The organism is Saccharothrix sp. 6-C, from assembly GCF_016695385.1.
Taxonomy (GTDB): domain Bacteria; phylum Actinomycetota; class Actinomycetes; order Mycobacteriales; family Pseudonocardiaceae; genus Actinosynnema; species Actinosynnema texasense.
On record NZ_CP064192.1, the window covers coordinates 6,830,417 to 6,845,497 of the forward strand.

Sequence of the window (15,081 nt, forward strand, 5' to 3'; positions counted from 1 at the left end):
GTGAGGCGCGGGGTCAGGCGTTGCGGGCGGTTCGCAGCCAGCGCAGGATCGGGTGCAGGATCACCACGAGCAGCGAGCCCCACACCAGGCCGCCGAGCTCCATGTCGCCCAGCTCCAGCGTCAGGTCACCCACCCCGGCGACCAGGGCCGTGCCGCCGACCAGCGCGTTGCCCGGGTTCGTCAGGTCGACCCGGTTGTCCATCCACACCCGCACGCCGACCAGGCTGATCAGGCCGAGCAGCACCAGCGTCGCACCGCCGACGACACCCGCCGGGATGGTCGAGAGCACGGCGGTGACCTTCGGCGAGAACGCCATCAGCACCGCCGCCACTCCCGTCACGGCGTAGGCGGCGGTCGAGAAGACCTTCGTCACGCCCATCACGCCGATGTTCTCGGAGTAGGTGGTGGTGCCCGACCCGCCGCCGAGACCGGCCAGCGCGGTGGACACGCCGTTGGCGATGATCGAGTCGCCGACGTTGCCGTCGAGGTTGCGGCCGGTCAGCGCGCCGATCGCCTTGACGTGGCCGACGTTCTCCGCGACCAGCACGATCACCACCGGCAGCACGAGCAGCGTGACCGACGGCCGCAGCTCCGGCGCGTGGAACTCGGGCAGCCCGAACCACGCGGCCCGGCCCACCGCGGCCGTGTCGACCAGGCCGAGCCAGAAGCCGAGCGCCCACCCGACGACCACGCCGAGGAGCACGGAGAACCGGAACGACGAGCCGCGGCCGAGCACGCCGCACAGCAGGATGATGCCCATCGTGACCACGGCGGGCAGCGGCTGCTGGGCGAACGAGTCGGTGGCCCGGTGCGAGAGGTTGAGCCCGATCAGCACGACCACCGCGCCGGTCACCACCGGCGGCATCACGGCCTCCAGCAGCCGCACGCCGAGCGCCTTCACCGCGACCCCGATGATGATCACCAGGAGGCCGGCCGCGAGCACGCCGCCGAGCTGCGCGGCGATGCCCTCGTCACGGGCGGCGGACAGCGGCGCGATGAACGCGAACGACGCGCCGAGGTAGCTGGGCACGCGGTTGCGGGTGATCAGCAGGAACAGCAGCGTGCCGAGCCCGGAGAACAGCAGGGTGGTGCTGACGGGGAGTCCGGTGGTGGCGGGGACGAAGATCGTGGCGCCTGCCATCGCGACCAGGTGCTGGACGCCGAAACCGATGGTGCGCGGCCAGGTCAGCCGCTCCTGCGGCGCGACGGCGTCACCATCGGTGGGGCGGCCATCGCCGCGCACGGTCCACAACGCCACTCAATGACCTCCCCGGCGACCAGGACGGACCACGCTGTCCGACCCAGGGATCCTGCCACGCCAAGTAGTGGCTGCGGCTATATAACGGTCTGATAATCACACGATCGCAGCAGCGTACGCCACTGTGGACTCGAAGATAGCCCAACTTCGCTACGCAACGTGACGTAATCCTGGTTCGTGCAGATGGCCGCGCGCCAAGTGCGCAGTGCCGCGAACGGCGTCAGCTCGACAGTTCGCGCAACGCCGAAGCGAGGCCCGCCAGGTGGTCCGTCGCGTCGCCCAGGACCTGCCGGGGGTTGTTGGCGGTGCTCTCGGCGAGCACCCGGCCGGCGGCGGCGACCAGGCCGCAGTAGCCGTCCACGCCCTCGTCCAGCTGCGTCCGCAGTCTTCGCACCCCTTCGACCAGCGGCGCGCGGTCCAGCGGCGGGGCGGTGTCGCGCGCCCGTTCGACGGCCTGCAACTGGCGGGACACGGCCCGGATCGCGGACACGGCCTCGGCGCCGGTGGCGCGGGCCTGCTCGACCGAGTCGGTGGGGATGGACGTCAACGCCGCCGAGTCGAGCTGGCGCAGCAGCTCCCGCAACGTGTCCTGGGCGTCCTCCAGCCGTTCCATCGGCTGGCGTGCCGCCGAGGACCGGGCGGGCAGCGGCTCGGGCGCCGGCGCGGCCTCCAGCTGCCGCCGCTGCACGTCGATGCCCCTCATCCTGATGTTCGTGCGCACGGCCAGCACGGACGTGCCGGCGAACCCGAGGGCCGCCACCACGCCGGGCGCCGCGCCGAGCACGCCCACCAGCGTGAGCGTGCCGACCACCGCGAGCAGGGCCAGCACGATCAGCCAGAAGGTGAGCACGCGGCTCGATCGGCGGTACCGCCGATCGAGCTTCGCGCGCGGGTCGTTCCAGGCGGCGTACCGCCGTTTCACCTGGTCCGCGATCTGCCCTTGGAGCTGGCCGCCGATGACCTGGACGATCTCGCCGGCCACCTTCCGCCGGGGTTCCATCGCGGACACCACCCTCTCAGCCCTGGCTCGCCGGCGGGTTCTGCTGGATCTGCTGGGTCGGCTGCGCCTGCGTCTGCTGCACGCGCTGCTGGATCTCCTGCTGGATGCCGGCGCTCGCACTGGCCGGCTGACCGCTGGTGACCTCGCCGGCGACCTTGCCGCCCGCCATCGACGCGCGGATCTGCTCGAGCCGGGAGTGGCCCGCCATCTCGGTGGTCGACTGCTGGACCTCCAGCATCCGGCCCTGCACCGAGTTCTGCGCCAGCTCCGCCGAGCCGAGGGCGGTGGTGTACCGCTTCTCGATCTTGTCGCGGACCTCTTCCAGCGAGGGCGTGTTGCCCGGCGCGGCCAGCTCGGTCATCTGGCGCAGCGAGTGGGAGACCTGCTCCTGCATCTTCGCCTGCTCCAGCTGGCTGAGCAGCTTGGTGCGCTCGGCCAGCTTGGTCTGCAGCACCATCGCGTTGCGCTCGACCGCCTGCTTCGCCTGCGTCGCCGCCTGCAACGCCTGGTCGTGCAGCGTCTTCAGGTCCTCGATGCTCTGCTCCGCGGTCACCAGCTGGGTGGCGAAGCCCTGCGCCGCGGTCTCGAACTGCGTCGCGCGCTGCTCGTCACCCTTCGCCCGCGCCTCGTCGGCGAGCACGAGCGCCTGGCGTGCGGATGCCTGGAGCTTCTCCACTTCGCCGAGCTGGCGGTTGAGCTTCATCTCGAGCTGGCGCTGGTTGCCGATCACCGCGGCGGCCTGCTGCGACAGCGCCTGGTGCTGCCGCTGCGCCTCCTCGATGGCCTGCTGGATCTGCACCTTCGGGTCGGCGTGCTCGTCGATCTTGGACGAAAAAGCCGCCATGAAGTACTTCCATGCCTTCACGAAAGGGTTGGCCATCTCCTACGCCTGCCTTCTCCGCACTTCCCTGGCTCGCGCTCGTGATTGGCAACGACCCGGTGCCGGTGTTGGTTCCATCGTGTCAGTTGTCCCGCGCTGCTTCCACCGACCTGGGGAGATATCCGGGATCACCCTGAGTCACCCCCCGACTTTCGTCGGCATGGTCATCCTGCCCGCCCGGCTCCCGGCCTACGCGGCGACCCCGCCCTGGGTTGCCAACTCGTTGCACGCGCCGAAAGCCGAGCCGGTCGGGACCGGCTCGGCTCAGGCAGGTGTGAGCTGGGGTTACGCCGCCACCACCGCGTTGCGCGGCTTGCTGATCGAAGTGGACAGCCGGTGCGTCAGCACGGGCTGCAACCGCAGGTCGGACAGGTCGTTGCCGATCACCGCGGGCACCATCGTGCCGCCCTCCAGGCCCGCCGACGCGGCCGCGGGGGCCCGTTCGGTGAGCTCGGCCGGGGTCGGCACGGGGCGCTGGACGGCGCCGATGTCCGAGGCGACCAGGTGCAGCAGCTCCCACAGGGGCAGGTCCAACGCCTCGCAGATCGCGGCCAACAGCTCGCTGGACGCCTCCTTGCGGCCACGCTCCACCTCGGAGAGGTACCCCAGGCTGACGCGGGCGGTCCTGGAGACCTCGCGCAGCGTGCGGCGTTGGGTGGTGCGGGCATGGCGGAGCCGATCACCGATCGCCTCGCGTAGCAGCACGGTCATCGCGCGCCTCCTTCCGGCCGGCCGTGCCACCACGTTACCGACCCGTCCCGTCGACGGGCAGTGACTTCCCGACACGTCCGCCAAAGGGCGAACGAGTGAACTCACCGGTAAGTTCCCGCGTGCGTGTCCGGGTGTGACGGGAAACGCGCTGCTCACGTCACTCGACGGGGATCTTGAGGTGGTCGAGCAGGAAGGTCAGGGCCGCCATTGTCGAACTCTTGCGCACTTCGTCACGACCACCACCGAGAGTGAGCGTCCGGACACTCGACCCGGATGGGCCGGACAAACCGATGTGGACGGTGCCGGGGCCGACGCCGTCCTGCGGGTCGGGACCGGCCACCCCGGTCAGCCCCAGGCCCCACGTCGCCCCGCAGCGCTCCCGTGCGCCCTCGGCGAGCTGCCGGGCCACCTCGGGGTGCACGGCGCCGTGCTCGGCCAGCAGCGCCGCGTCCACGCCCGCGAGCGAGTGCTTGAGGTCCGTGGCGTAGACCACGAGCCCGCCGCGCACCACGGCGCTGGACCCGGGCACGGAGGTCAGCTCGGCGGTCACCAGGCCCGCGGTCAGCGACTCGGCGGTGGCGACCGTCTCACCGCGTCCGGCGAGGGTCCGCACGACGTCGACGGCGCTCACGCCCCGGCCACCGCCCGCTTGCCCCTGGCCCGCAGCCGCAACGCGCGGATCACGTAGTCGACGCCCGTGACGACGGTCAGCACCACGGCCGCGCCCATCGCGGTCACCGAGACCGCGTCCAGCCAGGACGGCAGCGGCAGCACGTACAGGCCGATGGCGACGATCTGGACGAGCGTCTTGGCCTTGCCGCCGCGGCTGGCCGGGATCACGCCGTGCCGGATGACCCAGAAGCGCAGCAGCGTCACCCCGAGCTCGCGGACCGCGATGACGACGGTCACCCACCACGGCAGCTCGCCGAGCAGGCTCAGGCCGACCAGCGCGGCGCCGGTCAGCGCCTTGTCCGCGATCGGGTCCGCGATCTTGCCGAAGTCGGTGATCAGCCCGTGCTTGCGGGCCAGGTTGCCGTCCACGTGGTCGGTGACCGACGCCACGGCGAACACCCCGAACGCGGCCAGCCGCCACCAGGTCTGGTGGCCGTCCTCCTCGAACAGGAAGTAGAGGAACACCGGCACGAGCGCCAGCCGGGACATCGTCAGCACGTTGGCGATGTTCAGCACCGGCACGCGCGCGGGTTCGGTCACCTCGGGAGCACCTCGATCGCTGTCACGACCAGGTCGACGCCCTCGGACGAGTCGACCCGGCAGCGCACCAGGTCGCCGACCCGGAGGCCGTCGGCGTTGGTGATGACGCACTCGCCGTCGACCTCGGGCGCCTGGTGGGCGGCGCGGCCGACGCAGTCGCTCTCGTCGTCCTCCTCGGTCTCGACCAGGACGACGACCTCCTCGCCGACGCGGTCCTCGGCGCGCTGGGACGTCAGCTCCTCGACCAGGTTGGAGATGCGGGCCACGCGCTCGGCGATGGTGTCGGCGTCCAGCTTGCCCGGCAGGTTCTCGGCCTCGGTGCCGTCCTCGTCGGAGTAGCCGAACACGCCGACCGCGTCCAGCCGGGCGGCGGTGAGGAAGCGCTCCAGCTCGGCCACGTCCTCCTCGGTCTCGCCGGGGAAGCCGACGATGACGTTGCTGCGGATACCCGCACGCGGCGCGAGGGAGCGGATCTGCTCGACCAGGCCGAGGAACGACTCGGTGGAGCCGAAGCGGCGCATCCGGCGCAGCACGGGCTCGCTGGAGTGCTGGAAGGACATGTCGAAGTAGTCGGCCACGCCGTCGGTGGTGGCGATGGCCTTGACCAGCGTGGGCTTCGTCTCGGCGGGCTGCAGGTAGGACACGCGGACGCGGTCGATGCCGGGCACCTTCGCGAGCCGCTGCAGCAGCAGCTCCAGGCCGCCCAGCTCGCGGGGCAGGTCCTTGGCGTAGGAGGTGGAGTTCTCCGAGACCAGGAACACCTCGCGCACGCCCTGCTCGGCCAGCCACATCGCCTCGGCCACGACCTCGTCCGGGTGGCGGGAGACGAACGCGCCGCGGAAGGACGGGATCGCGCAGAACGAGCAGCGGCGGTCGCAGCCGGAAGCGATCTTCAGCGGCGCCACGGGGGTGTCGGCGAGGCGGGTGCGCAGCACGCGCGGGCCCCAGCCGTGCCCCGGGACCTGCACCTCTTCGGCCGCCTTCGGCCGCTGCACGGGCGTGAGCGGCAGCAGCGTGCGGCGGTCGACCGGCTGGTGGGACTCGATGGTCTGACCGGCCAGGACGTCGTCCAGGCGGTCGGCGAGGTCGGTGTAGTGGTCGAACCCGAGCACGGCGTTCGCCTCGGGCAGGCTGTCGGCCAGCTCGGCGCCGTAGCGCTCGGCCATGCACCCGACCGCGACCACCTTCGCGCCGCTGTCGGCGGCGGCGAGGAGGGTGTCCACGGAGTCCTTCTTCGCGGACTCCACGAAGCCGCACGTGTTGACCACGACCACGTCGGCTTCGTCGTCGACCAGCTCCCAGCCGCCGGCGGTGAGGCGCCCGGCGAGCTCTTCGGAGTCGACTTCGTTGCGGGCGCACCCGAGGGTCAGCATGGCGACGCGCTTGGACGTGGTGGGGGAAGACACGGTGCTCAGCGTAACCGGCGCCGTCCCCCTCCCCTCCCGCTCACCTCCACCGGCCGCCGGGCCGGCCGTCGCCCGGTCCCGCCGGGCCCCCGCGCGTCGCCGCGGTTCGAGCCGGAGCCGCACCGACTGCCGGACCTCGCGCTCGGGCAACCCGCGCACCTCGACGAATCACGCCACCTGCGCTGAACGCACTCGGACCGCTTTCGCGATCGCGCGGATTCACCTCGTCCGCGGTCTGGTGCTCGAGGGCCGAAACGGTCTTCTCGACACGTCACCACCCCCCTGGTCGCGCCTGGTCCGCGGACCCTCGATCGGGGTGGAAAGTCAAGGCGGACAACACTTGCGCCGCAACCAGTCGAACGCCTGCCCGCACTCGACGGCACGTCCAACGGCATTGCGAGCAGAGGACTGCCGTCCGCCCGAGAAAAGCCGGAATCCTTTGCGGGAACACCCTTCGGCACCGGTGACCGATCCGGCTCACCCGCGGCCGATGTTCCCCGAAATACCCGATCGGGTGATTTCCCTTTTCGTGTCCCGCGTCACGCGCACGCGACGCGCCGGCCGGACGCCGGGGTGGAGCGGGCGGCTCCTCGCACAGGGCCTACCTTTGGACCGTGAACGACTCGATCAACGTGCGTCGCGCCCGCACCGGCGACGTTCGGGCGATGAAGGCCCTCATCGACGCCTACGCCGGCAAGGTGCTGCTGTCCAAGCCGCTCGTCACGCTGTTCGAGGACATCCAGGAGTTCTGGGTCGCCGAAGAGGACGGCGTGGTGCTCGGGTGCGGGGCGCTGCACGTGCTGTGGGAGGACCTGGCCGAGATCCGCACGGTCGCCGTGTCGCCCGCCTCGCTGGGCCGGGGCATCGGCCACCGGATCGTGCACCGGCTGATCGAGACCGCTCGCGAGCTCCAGCTGGAGCGGTTGTTCGTGCTGACCTTCGAGACCGACTTCTTCGGCAAGCACGGGTTCGTGGAGATCGACGGCACGCCCGTCTCCCCCGAGGTCTACGAGGAGATCATGCGGTCCGCCGACGAGGGCGTCGCCGAGTTCCTCGACCTCTCGTACGTCAAGCCGAACACCCTCGGCAACTCGCGCATGCTGCTGCACCTGTAACTCTTCGAGTATTCACTCGAAGAGTCTTGACTCCACGAACTCCGGGCCGCCAAGATCGGTGGCGTGGAGCAGTTGACGGTCGACGAGTTGGCGGTCCGGGTCGGCCTGCCGGGCAGCACGATCCGCATGTACCAGACCAAGGGCGTGCTGCACCCGCCCCGCCGGCAGGGCCGGGTCGCCTACTACGACGCCTCCCACCTGGAACGCCTCACTCTCGTCCAACGCCTGCAGTACCGCGGCTTCTCCCTGCCCGCCATCGCCGAGCTGGTGAAGGCGCGGGAGAAGGGCGCGAGCGTCGCGGCGGTGCTCGGCGTCGGTGAGGCGGAGGGCCCGGACGACTGGGTCCGGATCAGGGCCCGCGACATCAGCCGCCTGGTCCCGCTGGGCGACGTCCGCCCGCGCGTCCTGCGCCGCGCCATGCAGCTCGGCCTGGTCCGCTGGCGACTCGGGTGGCCGCACGTGCGCCGCTGGGCGCTGGACGCGGGCAACCGGCTGGCCGCGCTGAGCGTCCCGAGCGACGACGTGCTGGCCAAGTTCGCGAACCTGCGCACGGCCACCGATGGCATCGCGGCCGACTTCGTGGAGGTCTTCGAACGCCGGCTGTGGCCGCAGCTGGCGGACAACGCGGACCAGGACGACCAGCTCGACCGGATGCGCGCGTTGCTCGTGGAGCTGACCTACACCGCCGAGACGGTGGTGATCGGCACGCTGCGCGAGTCCATCCGCGAGGCCGCCGAGCAGTTCGCCCGCCGCCACCAACTGCTGCCCAGCGGCGACTTCCAGCCCGCGTGGGCCGAGGAACCACTGCCCATCGCGGAACGTCTCATCGAGACCGGCGAGGACGAGTTCCCCGACGAGCCGACGATCCAGCGGTTCCTCGACCGGGGCGACGACCACGACGAGCCGGGCAGATGACCGGGCGCCTCCCCGAGGCGCCCGGCTCCGGAGCACGGGTGCGGGTCGAGCTGTTCGAGCCGGTACGGAGGGGTTCGGCTCGCCCGCTCGCGCACCCGGGGTCGCCGGGCCCGGCGGGCTCGACCGTGTCGGACGTGCCGCCGAACGTCGGCGCGCACGTCGTCGGCACGGAGCCCGCCGGGTCCGGCGCACACCTCCCGCCGCCACCGGGAGGTGCCGTCGTGGCGCGGGCGCAAGCGCTTGCCCCGGTGGTGGCCGCACTGCCGGGTGGTTCCCGCGAACGGAGGGCGGCGGCGTGATCGCACTGATCGGCGCGGTGGTGGGGCTGCGCGCGGGCTACCGGTACGACCGCTCGATCGGCAAGCACCCGTTGCGCTCGGGGGTGAAGCGGTTCGCGTTCTGGGTGCTGCTGTTCACCGCCGAGTGCCTGGTGGTGCCGCCGGTGGTCGACGCGGTCGGCCCGGCGGTGTGGGTGGTGGCGTTCGGGTACGTGATGGCGGCGGGCCTCGCCGGGCCGTGGGTGGCGGAGTACTACCGCCGACGGGCGGCGTGACCGCGCCCCGGAGCGCCCGACGGCCTGCGGCTGCGCGAAGTGCCGGCCGCACGTCCGGTCGTCCCGGCGGACCAGCCGGGGTTGGGCCGGCTCAGGCAGCCCGGTGGGCGGTTCGGTCCGCGCGGGGTGGGCGGTGCGGCGCAGCAGGTCTGCCCCCGGACGGCCCCGCGGGCGGTTGACGCCGGTGGGCGCGGGCGGGCGGAGTTCACCCGTCGTCGGCGCGGTATGAGCCGATCGGGGCTGTCGGGCGTTGATCTGCGACCGGTAAGAACCCCTCAAGCCCGAAAACCGAGGGGAACAACAGTGCTCGCGAAATCCCTGCGCAACGCTTTGACCGTCCTGCTCGCCTCGTTCGCCCTGCTGGCCGGCGCCGGTGTCGGCCAGGCGGCCATCAACGCGCCCGCCGTGACCGACGACTACGTCTTCAGCAAGTCCCTGTCGCAGTTCAGCACGCTGCGGACGCAGCGGCCCTACAGCGATCAGCTCGACTGGTCGTCCGACGGTTGCTCGTGGTCGCCGGACAACCCGTTCGGGTTCAAGTTCCTGCCGGCCTGCCACCGGCACGACTTCGGCTACCGCAACTACAAGCGGCAGGGGCGGTTCAACGAGACGACCCGGCTGAGGATCGACAACAACTTCAAGACCGACCTGTACAACCAGTGCGCGGGCAACTGGTCCTGCAACCGCACGGCGGACCTCTACTACCAGGCCGTGCGCGAGTTCGGCGCGAGCTGACCTCCACCTGGCCGGCTCGCGGGTCCCACAACCGGCGTCCGCGAATCTGCGCTCGCACGACCGGCCGCTGGGCAACCGGAGGCCGGCGAGATCGCGTCCACCCGGAGAACACCTCAATGCCGAGCAGGGGTCCCCGCCAAGGGGACCCCTGCTTTTATTCTGCCCCAGGGGTACGACAATTCCGGGGCGCGGAGGTCGGGCTGTTGATCAGCTGGTGACCGAGTAGCTGTTCGACATGAAGTCCATGCCGCCCGCGGACGACGTGATCTCGAACCCGAACTGCACCTCGCCCACGGTCACGTCGCCGTACCAGCCGCGCGAGCTGATCCACTTCAGCACCGCCAGCAGGTCGACCGAGCCGGAGTTCGTGTTGCTCGTCCGCAGGAACGAGAACACGGCGTTGGCCCCGTTCGAACCCCGGTACACGTCCCAGGTGTGACCGCCCACGGTCACCGTGGCCTGCTTCGACCCGATGGGGCCCACGGCGCCCTGCTTGTTCATCCAGATCATGATCTCGTAGGCGTTGTTGTTCGCCCAGATGTCGTAGGTCGTCGCGTACGAGCCCGAACCCGGCCGGGACACGTTGAAGGAGCTGGACAGCCTGCTCAGCCCGCTGAGGTTGCGGTTCACCGCCTTGGCCACGTGCGGGTAGGACTTCACGCCGCCCGTGTTCGGGTGGTCGGCCCACACGCCCCAGTTGCCGTAGGAGTTGGCCCAGATCGCCTGGTACCCGGCACCGGAGCCCCACACGTCGTTGCGGACCGTGTAGCCGCCGTTCGACCACGTGCCCCACTTGTCGCTGGAGGACCAGGTCGCGGCCTGCGCGACACCCGTCGCCCCGAGCAGTGAACCCACCAAAGCGACCGCGATCGCGGCCGAGCGCATCCTGTTCATGACGCTTCTTCCCGGGCATCGTTGCCCACTCTGAGCGGCTGTCGAATCGCTTCGATTCGAGAGAGCGCCGGTTACCTGGCGATACAGCAGCGGTAGAGGAACTATTACAGCCCAATACGTGCCGGGTCAATGACCGGAACTAGCCACGAGGCAGTCGCGCAGAAGGCAACCCAGCAAACCGGCGCATTCGATCCATTCGACCGCGCCATTCGACCGGCTATTCGACATCACGAAATGACCGACCGATCCGGTCAGTCGTCCCCGTCGTCGTCCGGGCCGGAACCGCCGCGGATCAGGTAGACGAGCGAGTCCAGCTCATCGGGCTTGATCAGCACCTCGCGGGCCTTCGAGCCTTCCGACGGCCCGACGACGCCGCGCGTCTCCAGCAGGTCCATGAGCCGGCCCGCCTTGGCGAAGCCGACCCGCAGCTTGCGCTGCAACATCGACGTGGAGCCGAACTGGGAGGTGACGATCAGCTCGGCCGCCTGGATCAGCACCTCGAGGTCGTCGCCGATGTCGGCGTCGATCTCCTTCTTCTCGCCCGCCTTCGCCGCCGTGACGCCGTCGGTGTACTCCGGCTGCGCCTGGTCCTTGGCGAAGTTGACGATCTCGGAGATCTCGTCGTCCCCCACGTACGCGCCCTGGACGCGCACCGGCTTCGAGGCGCCCATCGGCAGGTACAGGCCGTCGCCCATGCCGATCAGCTTCTCCGCGCCCGGCTGGTCCAGGATGACCCGCGAGTCGGTCAGCGAGGACGTGGCGAACGCCAGCCGTGACGGCACGTTCGTCTTGATCAGGCCGGTCACCACGTCCACCGACGGCCGCTGCGTCGCCAGCACCAGGTGGATGCCCGCCGCACGTGCCTTCTGGGTGATCCGGACGATCGCGTCCTCGACGTCGCGCGGCGCGGTCATCATCAGGTCGGCCAGCTCGTCCACGATCGCCATGATGTAGGGGTACGGCCGGTAGACGCGTTCGCTGCCCGGCGGCGCGGTGATCTCGCCCGACTTGACCTTCCGGTTGAAGTCGTCGATGTGCCGCACCCGGTTGACCTGCATGTCCTGGTAGCGCTGCTCCATCTCCTCGACCAGCCAGGCCAGCGCGGCGGCGGCCTTCTTCGGCTGGGTGATGATGGGCGTGATCAGGTGCGGGATGCCCTCGTACGGCGTCAGCTCGACCATCTTCGGGTCGATCAGGATCATCCGGACCTCGTCCGGGGTGGCGCGCGCGAGCAGGGACACCAGCATCGAGTTCACGAAGCTCGACTTGCCCGAACCGGTGGAGCCGGCCACCAGCAGGTGCGGCATCTTGGTCAGGTTCGCGGTGACGAAGTGGCCCTCGATGTCCTTGCCCAGCCCGATGACCATCGGGTGGTTGTCCTTCACCGTGGACGGCGAGCGCAGCACGTCGCCCAGCCGCACCATCTCGCGGTCGCTGTTGGGCACCTCGATGCCGACCGCGGACTTGCCGGGGATCGGCGCCAGCAGGCGCACGTTGTCCGTGGCGACCGCGTAGGCGATGTTCTTGGTCAGCGCGGTGATCTTCTCGACCTTCACGCCCGGACCCAGCTCCACCTCGTACCGGGTGACGGTCGGGCCGCGGGTGAAGCCGGTGACCTGGGCGTCGATGGAGAACTGGTCGAGCACGCCGGAGATGGCCTCGATCATCACGTCGTTGGCCTTGCTGCGGGCCTTCGGCGCGTCGCCGTCCTTGAGGATGGTCGGCGGCGGCAGCCGGTAGTCGCCCTCGACCGCGCGCACGGCGATCGCGGCGGGCTTCGGCGTCTCCGGGGTCGCTTTCGGCTTGGGCGTGGGTCTGACCGGCGGCGGGGGCGGCGGCTCTTCGTCCAGCGGCAGCTCGGGCTGCTCGTCGTCGGCGGCCGGGGTGGCGACGGCTTGGCGGCGGCTGCGGGACGGGCGGCGCAGCTTGGCCGGCTTCTCCTCCGGCTCGGGCTCGAGCTCCGGCTCCTCGGCGTCGAACCCGTCGAGCTGGTCGGGCTTGCGGTGCAGGAGGCTGCCGAGCTTGGCGGGCACGTCGCGGATCGGCAGGTGCACGAGCAGCAGCACGCCGTAGGCGAAGATCAGCACCAGCAGCGGGCCGGCGACCCACGACGTGAGGCCCTGCGCGAGGAACCCGCCGGAGAGGTAGCCCAGCGCGCCACCGGCGTCACGGCGGGCGAGCGGGTCCGTCGGCAGGCCGCCCACGAGGTGGAACATGCCGAGGAACCCGACCGCGACCAGGATCGAGCCGATCACCAGGCGCGGCCGTGCCTCGGGGTTCGGGTCGGTGCGCATGAGCGCCACGCCGATCGCCAGCAGCACCACGGGGAAGATCACGGCCGGGCCGCCGACGGAGCTGCGCACGGCCACGTCGACCCACTGGCCGACCGGACCGCCCGCCCGCCACCACACGCCGGCGGCGGTGATCACGGCCACCGAGATGAGCACCAGCGCCAAGCCGTCCCGGCGGTGCGCGGGGTCGAGTTCCTTGCCGCGGCCCACCGCGCGGACCACCGAGCCGACGCCGCGGCCGAACAGCCCCCAGACCCGGCCGACGGAGCCGGAGGACCGCTTCGCCGGCGCGCGCCTGGCGGGTGGCCGCTTCGAGGCCGGGCGGGAGGCGCCGGCACGGGACGCGCTCGCACGGGCCTTCGACCCGGAGCCGGTGCTGCGGGTCGTGCCCTTGCGAGAGGTCCCAGTTCGGCCGGCCATGGTGTATACGGTAGTCCCTCTGGCCTCAGCGGCCCCAACGTTCACGGCCGACGTGACGTGCGCTGCTCGACGCCCATGGTTGCCCCGAACCCGGTGCGCCGACACCTCGACACGCCGTAGCCTTTCGCGCTGTGCCCACACCACTGCTGTGGCGCGTGCTGACCGCCGTCGACCAAGGGGTCGTCGGTCTCAGCGGACGACTCGAAGTCACCGGCGACATCCCGGCGGACCTCAGGGGACGTCCCCTGCTGCTCGCGTCCAACCACATCGGCAACCTCGACCCGTTCGTGCTCATCGCGGCGTGCCGCAAGATCGGGGCCGCGCCGCGCTTCCTGCTCGCCGGGGGGCTGCTCGACGCACCGGTCCTGGGGCCGTTGTTGAAGGCGTCCGGCCACCTGCGCGTGGACCGCGCGGCGGCGGACGTCGGCGACGCCTACCACCGCACCGTCGAGGCGTTGCGGCGCGGCGGCGACCCGATCGCGATGTACCCGGAAGGCCGGATCAGCCTCGACCCGGGTCTGTGGCCGGAGCGCGGCAAGACGGGTGCGGCGAGGTTGGCGCTCAGCGGCGGGATCCCGGTGGTGCCGGTGAGCCAGTGGGGCGCGCACGAAGCCGTCTACTGGGGCAACACGCACGTCGCCGGGTGGGCGGACGCCAAGCCGTACCTGACGTCCTACGCGCGCGGGCTGCGCAAGCGGCCGACGTTCAAGGTGCACTTCGGCAAGCCGGTGGACCTGTCCGGGTTGGAGGACGGCAAGCCGGGCGACGCGCGGCGGGCGCACGAGCGGATCATGCGCGCCATCACCGCGGGCCTGGTGCCGTTGCGGATCGACGAGCCGGACCTGCCGAAGTTCCACGACCCCACGCGGCCGACGACGGGCAGGAGCCCGTGGCGCCCAGAACAGGACTGAGCAGAACAGGACTTGCCGGGACGAGCCGGCCGGAAAAGCGCGCCCTCGGAAGGGTTTCCGCTCAGACGACGAGGCGGTCCGGGTGGGACGTCGGGAACCGCCGACGCCCCACCCGGTCCGACAGGACGAAAGCCTCGTCGCGCGAGGGCCTGATCGTGACGTCCTCGCCCGCCCCTCGCCGCGAGCAGACCGCTAGTTCAGGAAGGCGAGGACGCGTTCCATCAACAGCACGGCGGCCACCTCGTCGTAGGACGACAGGCTGCGGTCGGCGAAGAGGTGCCGGTCGCCGGGGTAGAGGAACAGCTCCCCGTCCGCCGCGCCCGCGACCAGGTCCCGCGCCGCGTCGAGGTCGCCGTCGTTCACGAACAGCTCGTCCGAGGCCATGCCGTGGACCTGCACCGGCACGGTCGCGGGCCACGCGCCGCCGAACTCGGTCACCGGCACGCACGCGCTGACCAGCAGCGCGCCCGCCGCGCCGGGTTTGGTCTGGGCCAGCAGCTGCGCGGGCAGCACGCCCAGCGAGAACCCCAGGTAGACGACGTCGGCGGGCAGGCCCTCGGCGGCGAGTCGGCCGCGTTCGGCGATGGCGCCGAACCCGACCCGCTCCGCGTAGTCGAGACCGTCGACCAGGTCGACGAACACCTGGCCGTCGAACAGGTCCGGCACGTGCACGGTGTGCCCGGACTCCGCCAGGTGCTCGGCGAAGGCCTCGACACCGGGCGTCAGCCCGTGCCCGTGGTGGAACAGCAGAATCTCGGCCACGTCACGCCTTTCCCGCCG

At 71.2% G+C, this 15,081-nt stretch carries 16 protein-coding genes; 6 read left to right on the forward strand and 10 right to left on the reverse strand.

The window, feature by feature from the left end; genetic code table 11:
- Positions 1-13 precede the first annotated feature (13 nt).
- The 7 genes from IOD16_RS28870 to rimO all read right to left on the reverse strand — a co-directional run bounded on the left by IOD16_RS28870 (position 14) and on the right by rimO (position 6,434).
- Entirely contained in the window at positions 14-1,258 is a 1,245-nt protein-coding gene (locus tag IOD16_RS28870; RefSeq protein WP_123746082.1) for a uracil-xanthine permease family protein, read from the reverse strand.
- A 220-nt stretch (positions 1,259-1,478) separates the two neighbouring features.
- Positions 1,479-2,258, reverse strand: coding sequence for a phage shock envelope stress response protein PspM (pspM, locus tag IOD16_RS28875; protein WP_201436870.1), 780 nt, complete (start codon positions 2,256-2,258; stop codon positions 1,479-1,481).
- A 16-nt stretch (positions 2,259-2,274) separates the two neighbouring features.
- On the reverse strand, positions 2,275-3,138 hold the full coding sequence (locus IOD16_RS28880; RefSeq protein WP_201436871.1) for a PspA/IM30 family protein: 864 nt from the start codon (positions 3,136-3,138) through the stop codon (positions 2,275-2,277).
- 285 nt (positions 3,139-3,423) lie between these two features.
- Entirely contained in the window at positions 3,424-3,849 is a 426-nt protein-coding gene (locus IOD16_RS28885; RefSeq protein WP_201436872.1) for a helix-turn-helix domain-containing protein, read from the reverse strand.
- 157 nt (positions 3,850-4,006) lie between these two features.
- Positions 4,007-4,480, reverse strand: a complete 474-nt coding sequence (locus IOD16_RS28890; protein WP_201436873.1) for a CinA family protein — start codon at positions 4,478-4,480, stop codon at positions 4,007-4,009.
- Positions 4,477-5,010, reverse strand: a complete 534-nt coding sequence (gene pgsA, locus IOD16_RS28895; protein WP_170185471.1) for a CDP-diacylglycerol--glycerol-3-phosphate 3-phosphatidyltransferase — start codon at positions 5,008-5,010, stop codon at positions 4,477-4,479. The genes IOD16_RS28890 and pgsA overlap by 4 nt, the downstream gene beginning before the upstream one ends.
- A gap of 47 nt (positions 5,011-5,057) precedes the next feature.
- On the reverse strand, positions 5,058-6,434 hold the full coding sequence (gene rimO, locus IOD16_RS28900) for a 30S ribosomal protein S12 methylthiotransferase RimO (RefSeq protein WP_201441618.1): 1,377 nt from the start codon (positions 6,432-6,434) through the stop codon (positions 5,058-5,060).
- Between the two features lie 647 nt (positions 6,435-7,081).
- Here rimO and IOD16_RS28905 point away from each other — a divergent pair.
- The 5 genes from IOD16_RS28905 to IOD16_RS28925 all read left to right on the forward strand — a co-directional run bounded on the left by IOD16_RS28905 (position 7,082) and on the right by IOD16_RS28925 (position 9,785).
- Entirely contained in the window at positions 7,082-7,582 is a 501-nt protein-coding gene (locus IOD16_RS28905; protein WP_123746076.1) for an amino-acid N-acetyltransferase, read from the forward strand.
- Between the two features lie 63 nt (positions 7,583-7,645).
- Positions 7,646-8,497, forward strand: coding sequence for a MerR family transcriptional regulator (locus IOD16_RS28910; protein WP_201436874.1), 852 nt, complete (start codon positions 7,646-7,648; stop codon positions 8,495-8,497).
- On the forward strand, positions 8,494-8,796 hold the full coding sequence (locus tag IOD16_RS28915) for a hypothetical protein (RefSeq protein WP_201436875.1): 303 nt from the start codon (positions 8,494-8,496) through the stop codon (positions 8,794-8,796). Before IOD16_RS28910 ends, IOD16_RS28915 begins: the two co-directional genes overlap by 4 nt.
- Positions 8,793-9,050: a hypothetical protein gene (locus tag IOD16_RS28920; protein ID WP_201436876.1), complete on the forward strand. Its 258-nt coding sequence runs from the start codon at positions 8,793-8,795 to the stop codon at positions 9,048-9,050. Before IOD16_RS28915 ends, IOD16_RS28920 begins: the two co-directional genes overlap by 4 nt.
- A gap of 303 nt (positions 9,051-9,353) precedes the next feature.
- Entirely contained in the window at positions 9,354-9,785 is a 432-nt protein-coding gene (locus IOD16_RS28925; protein WP_236594443.1) for a phospholipase, read from the forward strand.
- A 207-nt stretch (positions 9,786-9,992) separates the two neighbouring features.
- Here IOD16_RS28925 and IOD16_RS28930 read toward each other — a convergent pair whose 3' ends face one another.
- Positions 9,993-10,679 carry a glycoside hydrolase family 12 protein gene (locus IOD16_RS28930; protein ID WP_123746072.1) on the reverse strand — a complete coding sequence of 229 codons (687 nt, stop codon included), beginning with the start codon at positions 10,677-10,679 and terminating at the stop codon, positions 9,993-9,995.
- A gap of 251 nt (positions 10,680-10,930) precedes the next feature.
- Positions 10,931-13,390 (reverse strand): FtsK/SpoIIIE family DNA translocase, encoded by a 2,460-nt coding sequence (locus IOD16_RS28935; RefSeq protein ID WP_201436877.1) that lies wholly within the window; start codon positions 13,388-13,390, stop codon positions 10,931-10,933.
- 131 nt (positions 13,391-13,521) lie between these two features.
- Between IOD16_RS28935 and IOD16_RS28940 the strand changes: the two genes are divergently transcribed.
- Positions 13,522-14,301: a lysophospholipid acyltransferase family protein gene (locus tag IOD16_RS28940; RefSeq protein WP_201436878.1), complete on the forward strand. Its 780-nt coding sequence runs from the start codon at positions 13,522-13,524 to the stop codon at positions 14,299-14,301.
- Positions 14,302-14,493: 192 nt separating this feature from the next.
- Here IOD16_RS28940 and IOD16_RS28945 read toward each other — a convergent pair whose 3' ends face one another.
- Positions 14,494-15,063: a dienelactone hydrolase family protein gene (locus tag IOD16_RS28945; RefSeq protein ID WP_201436879.1), complete on the reverse strand. Its 570-nt coding sequence runs from the start codon at positions 15,061-15,063 to the stop codon at positions 14,494-14,496.
- Between the last annotated feature and the right edge of the window lie 18 nt (positions 15,064-15,081).